The 15,332-nt window shown below is 54.7% G+C and carries 15 protein-coding genes and 1 pseudogene; 5 read left to right on the forward strand and 11 right to left on the reverse strand.

Annotated features, from left to right (window positions below; genetic code table 11):
* A pseudogene (locus tag GEI7105_RS39000) lies at nt 1-137 on the forward strand (IS4 family transposase); the annotation flags it as partial.
* A gap of 16 nt (nt 138-153) precedes the next feature.
* Here the strand turns inward: GEI7105_RS39000 and GEI7105_RS29705 are convergent.
* The 4 genes from GEI7105_RS29705 to GEI7105_RS38350 form a co-directional block, all read right to left on the reverse strand.
* Nucleotides 154-813: an RsmE family RNA methyltransferase gene (locus tag GEI7105_RS29705; RefSeq protein ID WP_245555390.1), complete on the reverse strand. Its 660-nt coding sequence runs from the start codon at nt 811-813 to the stop codon at nt 154-156.
* Nucleotides 814-901: 88 nt separating this feature from the next.
* Nucleotides 902-1,237 (reverse strand): hypothetical protein, encoded by a 336-nt coding sequence (locus tag GEI7105_RS0108555; protein WP_026097519.1) that lies wholly within the window; start codon nt 1,235-1,237, stop codon nt 902-904.
* 136 nt (nt 1,238-1,373) lie between these two features.
* Nucleotides 1,374-3,932, reverse strand: coding sequence for a DNA gyrase/topoisomerase IV subunit A (locus GEI7105_RS0108560; RefSeq protein ID WP_035492477.1), 2,559 nt, complete (start codon nt 3,930-3,932; stop codon nt 1,374-1,376).
* Between the two features lie 95 nt (nt 3,933-4,027).
* Nucleotides 4,028-4,192, reverse strand: coding sequence for a hypothetical protein (locus tag GEI7105_RS38350; RefSeq protein WP_017660064.1), 165 nt, complete (start codon nt 4,190-4,192; stop codon nt 4,028-4,030).
* Between the two features lie 248 nt (nt 4,193-4,440).
* On the opposite strand from GEI7105_RS38350, the gene GEI7105_RS0108575 reads away from it, so the two are divergent.
* The gene (locus tag GEI7105_RS0108575; RefSeq protein WP_017660066.1) at nt 4,441-4,839 is read left to right on the forward strand and encodes a response regulator; all 399 of its coding nucleotides are present in this window, start codon (nt 4,441-4,443) and stop codon (nt 4,837-4,839) included.
* Nucleotides 4,840-5,004: 165 nt separating this feature from the next.
* Here GEI7105_RS0108575 and GEI7105_RS0108580 read toward each other — a convergent pair whose 3' ends face one another.
* Together GEI7105_RS0108580 and GEI7105_RS29710 are read right to left on the reverse strand one after the other, a co-directional pair.
* Nucleotides 5,005-5,886 carry a tetratricopeptide repeat protein gene (locus tag GEI7105_RS0108580; RefSeq protein WP_035492864.1) on the reverse strand — a complete coding sequence of 294 codons (882 nt, stop codon included), beginning with the start codon at nt 5,884-5,886 and terminating at the stop codon, nt 5,005-5,007.
* A 190-nt stretch (nt 5,887-6,076) separates the two neighbouring features.
* Entirely contained in the window at nt 6,077-6,217 is a 141-nt protein-coding gene (locus GEI7105_RS29710) for a hypothetical protein (protein WP_017660068.1), read from the reverse strand.
* 291 nt (nt 6,218-6,508) lie between these two features.
* Between GEI7105_RS29710 and GEI7105_RS36960 the strand changes: the two genes are divergently transcribed.
* Complete coding sequence (locus tag GEI7105_RS36960) at nt 6,509-6,709, forward strand: hypothetical protein (protein ID WP_144053722.1); 201 nt, start codon at nt 6,509-6,511, stop codon at nt 6,707-6,709.
* 31 nt (nt 6,710-6,740) lie between these two features.
* A complete protein-coding gene (locus GEI7105_RS0108595; protein ID WP_017660070.1) occupies nt 6,741-7,772 on the forward strand; it encodes a hypothetical protein in 1,032 nt (343 codons plus the stop codon).
* A gap of 498 nt (nt 7,773-8,270) precedes the next feature.
* Here GEI7105_RS0108595 and GEI7105_RS0108600 read toward each other — a convergent pair whose 3' ends face one another.
* Nucleotides 8,271-8,813, reverse strand: a complete 543-nt coding sequence (locus tag GEI7105_RS0108600; protein WP_017660071.1) for a L,D-transpeptidase — start codon at nt 8,811-8,813, stop codon at nt 8,271-8,273.
* A gap of 37 nt (nt 8,814-8,850) precedes the next feature.
* Between GEI7105_RS0108600 and GEI7105_RS36965 the strand changes: the two genes are divergently transcribed.
* Nucleotides 8,851-9,051: a hypothetical protein gene (locus tag GEI7105_RS36965; RefSeq protein WP_144053723.1), complete on the forward strand. Its 201-nt coding sequence runs from the start codon at nt 8,851-8,853 to the stop codon at nt 9,049-9,051.
* Here GEI7105_RS36965 and GEI7105_RS0108605 read toward each other — a convergent pair.
* The 4 genes from GEI7105_RS0108605 to GEI7105_RS0108620 all read right to left on the reverse strand — a co-directional run bounded on the left by GEI7105_RS0108605 (nt 9,015) and on the right by GEI7105_RS0108620 (nt 15,314).
* Nucleotides 9,015-10,076, reverse strand: coding sequence for an LOG family protein (locus GEI7105_RS0108605; RefSeq protein ID WP_017660072.1), 1,062 nt, complete (start codon nt 10,074-10,076; stop codon nt 9,015-9,017). The two genes, GEI7105_RS36965 and GEI7105_RS0108605, sit on opposite strands and share 37 nt — an antisense overlap.
* Before the next feature lie 277 nt (nt 10,077-10,353).
* Entirely contained in the window at nt 10,354-10,677 is a 324-nt protein-coding gene (trxA, locus tag GEI7105_RS0108610; protein ID WP_017660073.1) for a thioredoxin, read from the reverse strand.
* Between the two features lie 682 nt (nt 10,678-11,359).
* The gene (locus GEI7105_RS0108615; protein ID WP_017660074.1) at nt 11,360-12,523 is read right to left on the reverse strand and encodes a GuaB3 family IMP dehydrogenase-related protein; all 1,164 of its coding nucleotides are present in this window, start codon (nt 12,521-12,523) and stop codon (nt 11,360-11,362) included.
* Between the two features lie 169 nt (nt 12,524-12,692).
* Nucleotides 12,693-15,314 (reverse strand): CHAT domain-containing tetratricopeptide repeat protein, encoded by a 2,622-nt coding sequence (locus GEI7105_RS0108620; RefSeq protein ID WP_017660075.1) that lies wholly within the window; start codon nt 15,312-15,314, stop codon nt 12,693-12,695.
* Between the last annotated feature and the right edge of the window lie 18 nt (nt 15,315-15,332).

Consider the following 15,332-nt stretch of genomic DNA (forward strand, 5'->3'; position numbering starts at 1 on the left):
TATCCGGTTATGCTTGGAGTCAATCCCTGCTGCTCTGGAGAGATTGGATGTTGGCGCTCATGGCGTTGAAGCCTCACAAATCTCTCCATTTTCAACGAGGGCTAGAGGCTCTATCCCTTGTGAGGCAGGGGGTCTAGCTATGTTGTCACCCTCTCAGCCCGTATCTTTAGCTTGTCGAACTTCGTCTGTCGTCCACCCCCCCTCGGGACCGATGAAAATTGAAAGGTCTCGCAGGCTGACTTCCTGCAAAGCCGTCTGTAACGCAGCATGGAAATGAGGAACCGTTCCTCGAGCGACACAGAAATACGCGGGAACGTCACCGATCGCCGCTACAGCCTCGCGAAACGAGAGCGGTTCGCTCAGTTCGGGAACGATTTGACGTTCGGACTGTTCGGCGGCTTCCGTGGCGATGCGACGCCAGCGTTTGAGTTTGTTAGAACTAGGATTGAGAAGAGTTCGCTGGCTAAAAACAGGAACGATGCGACTGACGCCGAGTTCGGTGGTTTGGCGTACCACTTCGTCGAAACCGCTTCCTTTCGGTAAAGCGGCGAACAGCGTCACAGATACGGGAAGTTCGGTCAAAACGTCGAGTTGGCGATCGATCTCCCCCAATAGAGAACCGTCTTCGTCCATCACCAGTTGGGCTTCCCACCACTGTCCTCGTCCGTCCATCGCCACGAAGCGATCGCCGACTTTCGATCGCAACACGCGTTTCAAATAATGTTCTTGGGCGGCGTTGAGATAAATAGTGCGATCGAGAATTTGCTGGGGTTCGACGGCGATGCGCTGCATGGCTTTGACGATGGGCGACAACCATCTCTGATTATCGCGGTTAACCTCCCAACACAGAACCCCAGTTCGACTCAAAAAACCGGGGTTCTGACTCGAAATCCCGTCAAACCTAGGCTTCGACCGGTTCGTGTTTCTGAATTTCGCTGCTGACTTCGTAAAAGGCGGTTTCGGGGGCTTTGGCGAACAGATGAGACATTTCGTTCAAAATCGCTTCGAGCGTTTCGTTGTGATTGGCTTCCATGTCTTCTTGGTTGTCCCAAAAAATCACGGCGATACCGCGATCGGTTCCCGGTTCTTGTAACAGATACGCCCCTTCAAACCCTTGATGGTACGTGGCCACCGCACGGTCGAACAAAGTTTTCGCATCGTCGAAAGTCCCTGGTTTAAACTCTCCTCGCGCGACATAGGCGTATTTGTGTCGCAAAAAATCCATAAAGTCACTCATGGCGCGTTTCCCTAACTTGAATCTGCAAAGAATCGATAACGGGTTGAATGGGTTATCGATCTACCACGATTGACGGGTCGCCGGTCGCTGCTAACAGGTCGATTTCGACGCCGCTACTCGCAGTCAGGTCTACTCCCTATTCTCCCCCAACAGGCAAGCACAAGGCGATCGAGATAACGGTCTCTTTAGATTTCAACACTCGCGGACGTACCCCCGTTCCATCTTTTCCAGAAACCTCGAAGCGATAGAGGGAAAACCGCACCACGCGATCGCCACTCGTCACCACCACCAAATCCGCCCCGGTTTCGACGCGCAAAACCCCCATCAACTCGTCAGTTTTGTTCGCAAACTGCAACGCCTGCGTCCCGATTTCACCGCGACGCCCCTGGCGCAACAGGTTCGCCGGAAGCCGTTTGATCCGTCCCTGGCGCGTCACCAACACCAACTCGTCCGACTCCGAGGCCACGCTCAACCCCGCAATGCGTTCGGTTTTACGCAAGCGAACCGCTTGATAGCCCTGGGCGGTACGTCCCAACACGGGAAGCTGTTCGTCGTCGATGGGAAGTCGCAACAACCGTCCGCCCGTCGTGGCCACCACGGCGTCGCTGTCGTCTCGCGTCAACTCCACATAGTCCAAACGGTCGTCTCCTTTCAACTTCAACACCGTCAACCCTCGGGCGGTGAGGTTCTCGAACTCCGAGAGGGGCAAGCGTTTGATGCGGCCTCGATCGGTCAACAACACGAACTGCTGGCGTTTGACCTCCTCTGTCAACACCAACTGCGTGGCGATCGCCTCGGGATCGCCTTGCGCCGACGGCGGTAACAGGCTGACGAGGGGCTGTCCTCGGGTGTTGCGCCCCGTGGCTTTGGCAATCTCTCCGGCTTTGGCGGCGTACGCTTTCCCGTCGTGGGTCAACATCAGCAGATCGCGATCGGTGCGCGTAGCCACTTGCTGCAACGTGAAATCTTCGCCGTTCTCCAGCACTTGGGGCGTCTCCACGGCGTTCCCGTTGGCTTTCTGGGCGTCTTTGGTGGAAAGTCGCCGCACGTAACCGCGATGGGTCAGTTCGATGACGGTATCTTCGGCTTGCGGCTCCAAGTCGAGGGGAATCGAAGCACTGATGGGGGTCGAGGTTTTCTCGCCTGTTTTGCTCGATCGCTCTTTGGGGGCTTCCGATTGAATGGTTCCGTCCGCGTCCACGATGCGCGTCAACCGTTTGTCGCCGAACTTGCGTTTGAGGGCGCGCAGGTCTTTTTTGAGAGACTTCATCAATTCGTGGCGATCGCCGAGAAGCCGTTGCAGCACTTCTCCCCGTTGGGTCAGTTCGTCGAACTCCTGCTGTAAGTTCTGTCGTTCCATCCCCGTTAGGCGACGCATGGGCATTGCCAAAATCGCCCCGGCTTGGGCTTCGCTGAACTCGCAACGGTTTTGCAACTCCATTTTCGCTGTAGTACCGTCTGGAGCGTTTCGCAGCAAGTCGATAACCGCATCGAGGCGATCGAGGGCTTGTAGCAATCCCGACAGCAGATGTCGGCGAGCTTCGAGTTTCTCGAGTTCGTGGCGGTACTGACGTACGAGAGTCCGTTCGCGGAAGTCGAGAAAATGCTGGAGGGCGTCTCTGAGACTGAGTTGGACGGGTTGGTTGTCCACCAAAGCCAGTAAAATCGCGCCGAAATTGGTTTGCAGGGGCGTTTGACGGTAGATCTGTTTGAGGACTTTTTGGGGTTTGGCTTCCCGTTTGAGTTCTATGACGACGCGAATTCCCTCGCGATCGCTTTCATCGCGAATGTCGGAAATGCCGTCGATTTTGCCTTGGTTGACCAGGTGGGCAAGTTTTTCGATCCAACTGGATTTGCTAACTTGGAACGGAAACTCGGTGATGATGAGGGCGGTACGCATCGATCGCCGCGTGCGTCCGGTTTGGATTTCTTCGACTCGCACCACGCCGCGCACGGTAATGCTACCCCGTCCGGTTTGATAGGCATCTTTAATGCCGTTGAGACCGATAATTTCGCCGCCGGTGGGAAAGTCGGGGCCGGGAATGAGTTGAAAGAGCTTCTCGTCGGATAAATCCGGGCGATCGATCAGAGCAACCAATCCATCGACGATTTCGCCGAGGTTGTGGGGTGGAATGTTGGTCGCCATGCCCACGGCGATACCCGAGGAGCCGTTGAGCAGCAGGGTCGGCAGTTGCGCCGGGAGAACGACGGGTTCTTGCTGGGAGTTGTCGAAGTTGCTGGTAAAGTCAACGGTGGCTTCGCCGATATGAGTTAACAGACCCTCGTTTCCCAGAGGAGCCAGGCGCGTTTCTGTGTATCGCATGGCGGCGGCCGGGTCGTTGTCGATCGAACCGAAGTTTCCGTGACCGGCGAGGAGGGGATAGCGACTCGAAAAGCTTTGCACCATCCGAACCAGAGCGTCGTACACCGCTTGGTCGCCGTGAGGGTGATATTTCCCGAGGACGTCCCCGACGACGCGGGCGCATTTACGGTAGGGGCGATCGGGCGTCAACCCCAGTTCGTGCATGGCGTAGAGGATTCGACGGTGAACGGGTTTCAAGCCGTCGCGGACATCTGGTAACGCGCGTCCGACGATCACACTCATGGCGTATTCGAGATACGATTGCTGCATCTCGGCGTGCAAAGCGGTGGAGACGATCTGTCCGCCAGAGAGTAGGTTTAACTGCTTAGCCATGAAGTTCGATTCCTCAGTGTCTGACAGGGGGTGGGAACGGAGGCGATCGGCCCGAACGTCCCCAACGCTGACTGGTTGAATGACGTGTTTAATATTTAAGCGTAACGACGCATAGCATAGCGTCGGGATGCCGTTCCCGCCAAATCCTTTTCGGAGTCAGGACTCGAGGGATCGACCCCGAAGATCGCAACGACTCGGGGGCGCGACGTTGTGAGTTCGTGCTGTGATGGGGGTTTCTTGCCCAGTGCGGCGATCGGCATGAATCGCATTTACGCAATCGGTCAGTTCGATCCGTTACAATTTGGGAGAGCGAGCGAACGTCGTTTCTCAAGTTTTTCGATCGATGCGAACGTTCTCAGCTCGATGCGAGATCGAGGTCTCGGCGCGTTGGTGGCAAAACGTTCTAAAATCCTATGGCAATTTTTGATAGGATTTTCGGGGTACTATCGAGGGCAGGTCGAACAGTCGCCTCCGAATTTAGGATTACGCACAATAGGTTAGTGACACAATGAAAACCGTTCTGATTGTAGAGGACGATTTAGTTAACGCGCGGGTCTTCTCGAAGATTTTAACGAAACGAGGGGGGATGGCAGTTAAGCATACGGAAAACGTGGACGAAGTGATGCAAATTGCCAAATCCCGAGATGCTGACATCATTTTAATGGACGTTTCGTTATCTCACAGCGTCTATCAGGGACAAGCAGTGGACGGGATCAAGATTACGAAAATGCTCAAAGCCGATCCCGATACGGCCGATCTTCCGATTATTTTAGTGACTGCTCACGCCATGGCCGGCGATCGCGAATCGTTTCTAGCCGAAAGTGGTGCGGATGGATATATTTCTAAACCTGTCGTCGATCACCAAGAGTTCGTCGATACGATTCTCGAATTGATGCCCGAATCGTAATCTCGAGGAGAGGGAGAGACCGTTACAGCCAACCGCGAACTCGGCTTCCGTCACGGGTACGTCAGCAGAAACGGCGAGTTACGTTTTGCCTCTCCCCTCTGCTCTCACGAAGTCCCTTAACTTCTCCTGAAAACGCAGTTCGATCGAGCTTCGAGCCAGTGGTGGCTAAGGTTGAATGGAAAACGGAGGTGCGGTTTCTTCGACTCGTGCTACGATCGCCTGCACGCGAGGGGTACTCAACAACTGTTGTGCGGCGTCGATCAGACGATCTCCCCACAAGTTCAGTTCGAGAAACTCGAGTTCAGCATAGCGCACGTCGAGTTGCAAGGCTTCTTCTGCTAGGGCTAAACCTCGTTCGACATCGCCTCGGGCGTAGAGAGCCGCCGCCATCGCTAGTTTGGGTTCGGCTTGACGGGGGGCGATGTCCGCTGACTGACGCCACAAGTCTAAGGCGCGATCGACTTGACCCATTTCGTAGCGCACGAGACCGGCGTTGTTGATGGCCGGCCAAAAGTCGCCGTTCTGCTCGAAGGCGTTTTCGTAGCGTTCGATGGCGTCGCCGAAGTCCCCGCGCATATAGTAGGCATTTCCTAAGTCGAACAACGCCCCCGGTACGTCGGGTTGGAGGTCGAGTCCGGCGTTCAGTTCATCGATGGCGCGATCGTACTCTTGGGCTTGGAAATGCGCCAATCCCAGAGCAAAGCGAACGGTGGCGTCTTCGGGAGCGAGCGATCGCGCTGTTTCTAAGGCTTCGATTCCCTCCTCGAGGCGATCGACGTTGACGTAAATATGCCCGAGAATGCCCCACGCTTGGGCGTTGTCGGGGAGCAGTTCCGTTCCGAGTTCGGCACGGGGAAGGGCTTGTTCGTACTGTTGGAACCGCGCCCACCGATCGGCTTCCTGAATTAAGCTAACGCCAATTTCTTCGAGCTGTTCGGCGTCGAGTTGCAGAGTATGGGGAATGAGGGCTTGTCCGCGGGCAGGTTCTACCGTTCCTGCCAAACCGACCGCGACGAGCAAGGAAATCCAGAAATGACGCTGTGGCACTGTATCCCGTCGAAAACTTCTCAAAAAGGTCTACTTAGTAGCTTAGTCGATCGCTTCAAAAACGACAATTCGACTCCTCTCTCGAGCGAGAGAAGTCGAAAACGTGACACAAAACGACTACAAGAGTAGAGAGACAACGAGATCTCTGACAACACTTGCCAATTGTTATGTCGTAAAGTGCGATGACAATCTAGGCTGATTTTTTGTTCGGACGACCTTCAAAGGGTTGAACGCCGACGTTGGGATAGGAATCGTCGGTCGGACCGAAAATTCGTAAGAAGGCTTCAGAGACGTATTGTGCGGCTTGTTTGACGGGTTTGATGAAATTCATGGTTCCCCCTTTGTCTCTATATTTTTGAAAATGAATTAGATAATTTCCTCTAGCTTTAGGATAAAGAGAAACCCGACCATTTGCGCGAGTTTGCAATAATTATTTGAATTCGTTAGTCCTTTGCAACATTTAGAAAAGTCCTCTCGCGACAAGTTGAGATCGCCGAAAATCGATCGCGACGGCGATCGCCACCGAAATAGAACCGATGCGATCTCAAGTATTATTATCGATCCAATTTTTTTGAAATCCTGACGGGATAACCGATCGAACCCTGTCGGGATTCTGTCAACCGTGGCGCTCGTAACAGAAGTTGACGAATTCCTAAGTTTTTCAACAAGGGCGGTCGATCGCGCCGACGTGAATGTCAGATCGATCGCATTTCTTGACATTGCCAGTCGAGCATCGCCCCTCGAGACGTCCGAACTCAGCGCAACGATACCCGGTCAAAGTGCGATCGCCCGTGTCCGACTTCCCCCGAAACCCGTATCATAGGGATTCGTCCGCTGTTTCGGAGATCGCCGCTATGGTGCAATCGTCAGAATTGCAAAACGAAATTGTCGAAGCCCTGCAAAATCCGCCAGAGTTGGATTTCGACCTCCCGAACCCGGAGGACGAAGCACTTCCCGAGTTCGAGTTCTTACAGCAAGTCGATCGCGCGTGGTTAGTTTGCGATCGCTTCGACTTACAAACCGATATTTGGCGCGGACGCATCCTCAGAGCCGTGCGCGATCGGGAAAAAATTGGCGGAGAAGGGCGCGGAAAAGGCTTTCTGAAATGGTTGCGCGATCGCGACATCAGCAAAAGTCAAGCCTACTCGCTCATCGAACTGGCCAACAGCGCCGATACCCTCCTCGAAGAAGGAAAACTCAACCCCGACGCCATCAACAACTTCAGCAAACGCGCCTTTGTCGAAACCGCCCACTCCCCTGTCGAAGTCCAGCAACTCGTGGCCAGCGCCGCCCAAGACGGCGATCGCATCACCCGACGGGAAGTCAAACAACTCTCCGACGAATGGACGGCCATGACCTCAGAACTCTTACCCGAGGAAGTGCGCGAAAAAGCCGCCGATCGATCGCTTCCCGCCCGTCACGTCGCCCCGTTAGTCCGAGAACTCGAAAAACTCCCCGAAAACTACCAACAAGAAATCCAACGAGAAGTTTCGGAAAATCCCGACGTCGATAGCATCAAACAACTGACCAGCGACGCCCGAAACCTCTCTAAATACATTGACGCCGCCGCCCAAGTCCAAACCCTGCGAGAGTCGTCCTTAGACTTGGAAATGGCACTCGAAGAAGCTCTGCGCGTTGGCTGTTTGAACGTGGCCTCTGATTTGGTCAAACAAGCCGCCCAACTCGAACAGACGGTAACGAAACTGTACGCGACTTGGAAACGACTGTCCGATCGCGCCGATCGCTTGTACGTCGATACGGGGGCGAGTACGCCTCACCTGCGATCGCTCGTCACCTGCATCGAACGCATCACCGGACAAGTTATCGAAGTTCCTCTCGATGAAAGCGGTGAAAACACCGTTCGGCTACAAATTCTCAGCGATTAGCTTCTCGGCGGGATTGACATCCTCTCCCAGCAACCCTATCGGGTATGCAGGGAGATTCCCGGGTTCACACCAAGGATTTCCTGCTTCTCAACCTCTTGACTAGACTTGAACTCAGATAACTTCAAGTCCCCGCCAGAACGATTCCACAGGCTTTTTGTTTTACGTCCACTTGGTGCCCCCAAGCCGGACGGATCTGATTTTTGGTTTTGGGCTTTATGCTCTATACAGGAGGACACGGGTGGCGAACCGAGTTCGCCACCGTGAGATGTCCGTGTTGCCAGTGTCTTAACCGTTACTTCTGGGCTGCCTACTGGATGAGCTATCCGTATGTTTTCAGCGTGTTACCACCTTATCAATTATATTTGATGGCTCGTTTCGGCGCTATCCCCTTCTCTCGCTATCGCATTGTTCAGGGGACGCACCTCAACTCACCGCCGCTTCACCACCCCCTAACCGCTTCGCGGTATAGGCGGAGTACTGCGACGGATCTTGATAGACCTAATAGTGAACGGCGACGGGCGTTCCCACAGACGCCCAATAATACAACCATTCAGCATGATCGACCGCGACGTTGGTGCAACCGTGGCTGACGGGAACGCCAAAGGAATCGTGCCAGTACGCGCCGTGAATGGCGTAATTGCCGTCGTAGTACATGGTATACGGCACGTCGGGAACGTCGTAGTCAGCCCCTTGCATCCGGGCGGATTCGTATTTCACGTAAATCTCAAAGACCCCGGTTGGCGTGGGGGTCGCGTCAGTCCCCGTCGAAACGTACACGGCGTAAACGGGAGTATCGCCTTCCCAAGCGATAAGGCGTTGGCCGCTGAGGTCGATCTCGATCCAGCGTTGCCCGGACTGTCGTAGTTCCCACATGACGTCTTCGACGTAATACTGCGCCACTTCGACGGCGTCTGCGGTGGGGAGTTTCGGGTTTCCCGCTTCGACAGGCGCACTAAACCCCAAGGCCGCGAGACCGATGGCGATCGGCGTCAACGCGATAGAACTGTACTGCCAAATTCGAGGAAGTGTGGGGACTGACATGGTATCCGATCGAGCGACTCTGTCTCGATTCTAGCAATTGCAACGAACCGGTTACGGCTTGACTATGACGATCGGTCAAACGACACGCGATCGCCCTCGGAATTCCCATCGATCGCAACTTGAGAAGTCCGATCCCACGTCAGAACCCCAGCATCGCGACAACACTGGGGTTTCCGAAATACATCCTCGAGGAGCGATCGCTTATTTCTGTTCGGGATGTTCTTCCTTAGCAGCTTGACAGCCTAAGTCGTTCAAACGCCAAATCATTTGATGCAAGCGGCCGAAATTTTTCTGATTGAAGTGCATGACGAGCCGAGGGAGAGGTTCGGTTGCGTCGCCGATTTCTTTCGGTAGAGCTTGAGATTTTTCAATGCGTCCCGTGACGAGAATATCGCTGAATTCTTCGTTGAGTTGTCGAACTGTTTCGTCAGACAAGGGACATTTCAAACGAATGACAAACAGTTCGTTGACGTAACGACTCGAGTGATATACCCGATAAAATCGGCGAATGGCGTTACAAGCATCTTCGACATCGTCGGCGATCGTGTACAAGCTCAAATCTTCTTCGGAAATCGTGCCGTTTTTCAGCAAGCAGTTTTTGAGGTACTCCTGCCAACCGTACCAGTAATCGCCTCCGGGTCGATCGATCAAGACGAGGGGAGCCGGGCCGTATTTCCCTGTTTGACTGAGCGTAATCGTTTCAAACGCTTCGTCCATCGTGCCGAAGCCGCCGGGAAAAAGGGCGATCGCGTCGCTTTCTTTGAGGAAAAACAGCTTGCGGGTGAAGAAGTATTTGAAATCGATCAGTTTGGCGTCGCCGCTAATGTAAGGATTCGACTCTTGCTCGAAGGGAAGTTGAATGTTCAATCCGAAGGATTTTTCAGCTCCAGCACCTTCGTTTCCCGCTTCCATGATGCCACCGCCAGCCCCGGTAATGACCATAAAGCCGTACTCGACGAGACGGCGAGCGAATTCTCGCGCGATACAGTATTCCGGGGCGTCGTACGGCGTGCGCGAAGACCCGAAAATGGAGACTTTACGAACGTGGCGATAGGTCGAAAAGATCTCCAAACCTCGCTCCATATCTTGCAGCGAGTGACTCAAAATTTTCCAGTCGAGGCGATCGGTATCCTTGGTTGCAATTTGCGCTAGAGTCGAGAGAGAGCGACCGATCCACTGCCAATGTTCGAGGGTCGGCAGCTTCTCGATCAAATCGGAAATTTCGACAGACAAAGTCTCGAAAGAGTTAGGTGGTGTTGCCATAAACTGTATTTGAAGCGCAGTATCTTATTTTACCGAGTGCGCGAGAATTTGAAAAAATTGCCCAGTACTCGACGCCTCGCGATCGCGCCTTTCTCTCGAGATGACGATCGCGTCAGTGTTACAGTTATCTTTATCTATCGTTTTGTTGGAAGCCAGCGTTCGCGTCGAAGCGCGCCCCCCCCCACAAACTAACGCTGGAGGAACTGCAACGAGTTACAGCTTACACCCCAGCGTCGTTCGGGAATCGTATCGATCGCAGCGCGATCGCGCGATCGGTTTAGAGATATTTCTCAAGCGTGTTAGCCAGCGTGGTTTTGGGAACCGCTCCAACCACCATATCGACTCTTTGACCGTTTTTGAAGATCATCAGCGTCGGGATACTGCGAATTCCATATTTGCTCGCTACTTCAGGATTGTCGTCAGTGTTGAGTTTCACGACCTTGACTTTTCCTTCGTATTGCTGAGCGATTTCGTCTACCACGGGGCCGACCATGCGACAAGGACCGCACCAAGGGGCCCAAAAATCTACCAGAACCGGCAGGTCGCTTTCTAAGACATCTTCTTTAAAGCTTGCATCTGAAACTTCTACGGCTGATGACATACCTCGAAATCCTTATATCGATCGTTTGTTCAGTCTTGAGTTTAACATTCCCTCTGCCACTGCCTTGCAAGATGCGGTGCGCGGCGCGTGCCAGAAGCTACTTCTGACATCGCACGAGCGATCGGCTGACTGACAGCGGTGCAGATCGACCTGACCCGATTTCGGGCAAACTCAAGAAGCGTGAGGGGTTCGACAGAGTGAAAACGAGCAGTCGAACTCGATCTAGCTTTGGCGATATCGTTTCCGACCTGACGACTTCTCAAGCTGTATAGCGCTCTCGAGCCTCGGTCGCAACGAGTTTCACAAGTATCGTGCTATCTAACATTTTACCATAGCGCTCTCTTGGGGAAACGGCGCTCTGAATGCTAAAAATGTATATATTTGTAGCGTTTTTCTAAAAAAGAAACCACCCGAACGATCTGCCCGGGCGGAGTGTGGTGTGAGGAGTGAACGGAAACATGCGTCTCCGCTATCTATCATTTTAATAAATAACTCTCCCAGATACGCCACAACCTGGAAATTTTTTAACAAGACCCTTCTGGGGCGACAAGGAAGACCGGGAAGAGGGGAGGAAAAGTGAGAGGGGGAGACGACCGGATGACCGGACGATGTGAAATCACCTCACCTCCTCATCACCTCACCACCTCACTTCCTCATCTCCGTCACGGGTGACGGTTCGCTGTTACTTGCCCATACCGAGTTGCTGGGCTTTCTGATACACCTTCCCTTCAGTCAACAGGGACGGAGCGATCGCCACTTCTACCTGCTGCATTTCCTTGAGGTTCTTCGCGCCGAGGGTTCCCATGCTCGTTTTCAACGCGCCCAGGAAATTGTGGGTTCCGTCGTCGAGTTGCGCCGGACCGCGCAAAATTTGCTCGAGGGTTCCCGTACTACCGACGCGAATGCGCGTTCCGCGAGGGAGAACCGGACTCGGGGTCGCCATCCCCCAGTGGAAACCGCGACCGGGAGCTTCTTTGGCACGGGCGATCGGCGATCCGATCATCACGCCGTCTGCACCGCAAGCGATACATTTACAAATATCGCCCCCCGTGACTAACCCTCCGTCGGCAATGACAGAGACATAGTTTCCAGTTTCGCGGAAATAGTCGTCGCGAGCGGCCGCACAGTCGGCGACGGCAGTAGCTTGAGGAATGCCGATACCGAGAACGCCGCGCGAGGTACAAGCCGCACCCGGACCGATCCCCACCATGACCGCTGCTGCACCCGCTTTCATGAGTTCGAGGGCGACTTCGTAAGTGACGCAGTTTCCCAGAACCACGGGCATGGGCATTTCTTTACAAAATCCTGCCAAGTCGAGCGGCGTGACGGATGCGGGGGAGAGGTGCGAGGTCGATACGACAGTCGCTTGTACGAAGAACAGGTCCGCCCCGGCCCCGGCTACCGCTTCGCCGAATTTCACCGCACCGGCTGGCGTCGCGCTGACTGCGGCGATTCCACCTCGTTTTTTAATTTCGTGAATGCGTTTTTCAATGAGTTCCGGTCGGATCGGCTTGCTGTACAACTCTTGCATTAGCGGCACGAATTCGTGCTTGTCTACCGATGCAATGCGATCGAGTATCGGATTGGGGTCGTCGTACCGCGTTTGAATCCCTTCGAGGTTCAGGACGCCTAACGCTCCCATTTCCGAGAGCAATGCCGCCATACTGACATCGACTACCCCGTCCATCGCACTGGCGATGATGGGGATTTCTCGCTCGATGCCACCGATCGTCCAGGTGGTATCGGCGAGGTCGGGGTCGACGGTACGCTGACCCGGTACTAACGCGATTTCGTCAATTCCGTAAGCTCGGCGAGCCGTTTTGCCCCGCCCAATTACAATATCCACTGTTCTTTACCGTTCCCAAAGCTATTTAAGCTAGACTAGCAAATTTACCCAAAAACGATCCATTGCACAAGGGATGAGGGAACGGGGAACGGGGAATGGGGAATGGGGAACGGGGAACGGGGAACGGGGAACGGGGAAGAAGGGGACAGGGAAAAGATTGTCAACTCACTCAATTCCAGTCGCCTTGTACGGCAAATGCCGACCAGTAATAGGGGGAGTTCCAACGTGGCGATCGCATCAGGTCTAATTGTGCCTCTCGTAACGCCGCCGCTGGAGAACGCTGGTTTTGCAACATCTGACGGTAAAACTGTTCCATTAACTCCGCCGTTCCCGCATCGTCTACCGCCCAAAAACTCATGAGGACGCGATCGCTTCCAGCATACATAAAGCCTCTTGTCAAGCCCACGATGCCCTCGCCGCGAATTTCTCGACCTCGCCCCGTATTACAAGCACTCAACACCACCAGTTCGGCATACAAGTCCAGATTGAAGATATCGTACAGCCGTAAAAAGCCGTTTTGCGGCCGGCCGTTGCGGTCGATCAGCGACAATACCAAACCCGAAAGTTCGGGCGTCACGCTATTGGCTAAACCGTGAGTGGCGAAGTGAACGATGCGATAGTCGTCGAGAGGTGTCGTCATCATAACTTGGCGGTTGGCCTCGAACCCCAACGCTTGTAAACGCATCGACTCGGGAACCCAGCGAGAAATACGCTCGGCTTCTTCTCCCGTGAAAGACAATCGGTTGAAGCGAACTTCTGACTGACGCGCCGATCGATCCAATTCTGGTGGTAACTCGACAGCGGAGATCGTGTTGGGAAGGCGTTCGTCGTCGGGAGAGAAGATCGGATCGGCGAACACGGCCAGGGTTTTCGAGGGAGGACGGTGAATTTTTCGATTGCGGCGGAGAGCGGCGAGGGTAGACGCCGAGGGCAAGTGGACGATCTCGAAATCTTGTAAGAGCAGTCGGTTGTCGCCCCGAGTCAGAGCGGCAAACGGAACGTATTGCAACACGCCGTCACCGACGATCGCCAATCGCGTCGAAGCCAGGCGATCGCTCTGGGGTGGTAAAATCGCTCGACTCAGCTGTGCGGCGGCCTCGGCGACAACTTGAGGGCGGTTTCGGTAGCGGGGAACGTAAATCGTTTCGAGAAACCAGTTGGCGGCGGCTTCGATATCGGCGCGCGGGGGAAGCTCGTAACTGTGAAAGTCGTTCGGGGTAACGCTCCACAGGTAACTGCGCTCGTTGCCGAGGGCGTAAATCAGTAACGTGGTGTCGGTGTCGAGGAGTTTGTTTTGTACGTCGCCGAGCGTGACGGGTTGCGGTTGCGTGAGGTCGGCATACCGGGGATTCGCAGCGCGAATTCTTGCCTGTACGTCACGAATTTCGGCGATCGCTGCTTCAAACACCGCATCGAGTTCGGCGGCTTCGGTGTCGGTATGTTCGCGACTGAAGACTTCAACGCGCTGGCGTTCGAGAAGGTGAAGCTGAGCTTGAGCTTCTTCGAGGCGATCGCGCAATTCGGGATCGATACCCTGTTCGATGTCGCCACCGGAAGAGTTGAGGAGATCCAAGAGCGATCGCGCGCTGGCGCGTTCTTTCGCGTGAAAGGCGATCGCGTCGAATCCAGCTTCGGGGGATCGGCGGTGCATCTGCATGAGCAGATCGATGTAAAACTCGTAATAATCTTGCTGTGTGGCGAAAAAGGTGGCGCGGAGGGTTTCGTCCACAACATGGGTACGCAAGTCTTCAACGATGTCGAGGGCGAGTTCGATTTCCGTGCGGGCGAGTTCGAGATTTCCCCGTTGGCGGTAAACGCGGGCGATACCGTAACGGGTGCGGGCGATTCCAGGGCGATCGCCGGTATCTTCGCGCAAGGGTAACGCACGAGTGTAGAAATCGAGGGCGGTGTCGAGATTTCCGACTTGAAAATAGACATCGCCGATGTTGTTGAGCGTGCTAGCTTCAGCGCGACTGTTGTGGATTTCGCCCCAAATATCGACGGCTTGGGCGAACGCACGCAGAGCTTGTTCGATATCGTTTTGTCGGCTGTGGAGATAGCCGAGATTGTTGAAAGTGCTGGCAGCTCCTGCGCGATCGTCGATCGCTTTCCAAGTCTCGAGAGCGCGGGTGTAAAATTCCAAGGCGCGATCGAACTCGTTGGCGTCTAAATACGCTCCCCCGAGATTGTTGAGCGTGGCGGCGATGTTAGCGGAATTCCCCAGCGTTTCGACGAGGGCGAGGGCGTCGGTATAGAGGGCGATCGCATTTTGGGGATCGCCTAACTCGCGGTAAACGTAGCCGAGATCGTTGAAGGTTTCGGCCGTTCCCGTTTGATAGCCCGTCTCTTCCCACAGGGGAAGGGCGCGACGGTAGGTATCGAGAGCCGTTTGATATTCGCCCCGCAGCGATCGCACCTCCGCCAGTTGAGTCAGGGTTTGCGCGACGGCGTGGGGATCGCCTGCGGCTTCGAGGAGGGGTAACGCCGTTTGGTAACTCTCGAGAGCGTCGTCGAGATCGCCCAGTTGCAGTTGTGCTGTGGCGATGTTCGTCAAAACGTTGGCTGCCATCGTCTCGTTGTTCGATCGCTCGAACAGTTCGACCGCTTCGCGCCATTTCGCGATCGCCTCGCGATAGGCTCGGGCAGTTCCATCGCGGTAGCGTTGCAAGCCTTCAACGAGCGCTTGGTTCGCAGCAGTTGGCACGTCGGGGGCTTCGTTCGATCTCGCGACTCCCGCCGAAGTTCCCAAAGCAAGGGCGATCGCTACCATTCCCGAAACGACCCGTTTCATTTTTCTTACCTATTTTCC

The organism is Baaleninema simplex PCC 7105 (assembly GCF_000332355.1).
In the GTDB taxonomy this organism is placed as follows: Bacteria; Cyanobacteriota; Cyanobacteriia; order Cyanobacteriales; family Geitlerinemataceae; genus Baaleninema; species Baaleninema simplex.

Coding starts and splice junctions, on each gene's coding strand:
- GEI7105_RS0108555 (WP_026097519.1), bottom strand. CDS start 1,237: ATGAGTGACTTTATGGATTTTTTGCGACACAAATACGCCTATGTCGCG.
- GEI7105_RS0108560 (WP_035492477.1), bottom strand. CDS start 3,932: ATGGCTAAGCAGTTAAACCTACTCTCTGGCGGACAGATCGTCTCCACC.
- GEI7105_RS38350 (WP_017660064.1), bottom strand. CDS start 4,192: ATGCCGATCGCCGCACTGGGCAAGAAACCCCCATCACAGCACGAACTC.
- GEI7105_RS0108575 (WP_017660066.1), top strand. CDS start 4,441: ATGAAAACCGTTCTGATTGTAGAGGACGATTTAGTTAACGCGCGGGTC.
- GEI7105_RS29710 (WP_017660068.1), bottom strand. CDS start 6,217: ATGAATTTCATCAAACCCGTCAAACAAGCCGCACAATACGTCTCTGAA.
- GEI7105_RS0108595 (WP_017660070.1), top strand. CDS start 6,741: ATGGTGCAATCGTCAGAATTGCAAAACGAAATTGTCGAAGCCCTGCAA.
- GEI7105_RS0108600 (WP_017660071.1), bottom strand. CDS start 8,813: ATGTCAGTCCCCACACTTCCTCGAATTTGGCAGTACAGTTCTATCGCG.
- GEI7105_RS0108605 (WP_017660072.1), bottom strand. CDS start 10,076: ATGGCAACACCACCTAACTCTTTCGAGACTTTGTCTGTCGAAATTTCC.
- trxA (WP_017660073.1), bottom strand. CDS start 10,677: ATGTCATCAGCCGTAGAAGTTTCAGATGCAAGCTTTAAAGAAGATGTC.
- GEI7105_RS0108620 (WP_017660075.1), bottom strand. CDS start 15,314: ATGAAACGGGTCGTTTCGGGAATGGTAGCGATCGCCCTTGCTTTGGGA.